Genomic DNA, 243 nt, shown 5'->3' on the forward strand with positions numbered 1-243 from the left:
TGCTCGATCGCCGAGCGGACACCCTCCAGATGGTCGGGCAGATCGCTCGCCATCAGCGAGGTCCGCGCCGCCATCATGCCGCAGCCGATATCGACACCGACCGCCGCCGGAATGACCGCACCCTTGGTCGGGATCACCGAACCCACGGTCGCGCCGATGCCGATATGGACGTCGGGCATGGCGGCGACATGCTTGAAGATGAACGGCATCTGCGCCGCCCGCGCCAATTGCGCCCGCGCGCCG

General features: G+C 68.7%; 1 protein-coding gene. It reads right to left on the minus strand.

Features of this window, described 5'->3' with window-relative positions; all coding sequences use genetic code 11:
- Nucleotides 1-243 (minus strand): RtcB family protein (locus CVH10_RS23645; protein ID WP_146143364.1); only part of this gene is annotated, 243 nt, incomplete at both ends.

The sequence above is a fragment of the Halomonas sp. ND22Bw genome (assembly GCF_003011945.1).
Lineage (GTDB): Bacteria > Pseudomonadota > Gammaproteobacteria > Pseudomonadales > Halomonadaceae > Halomonas > Halomonas halophila.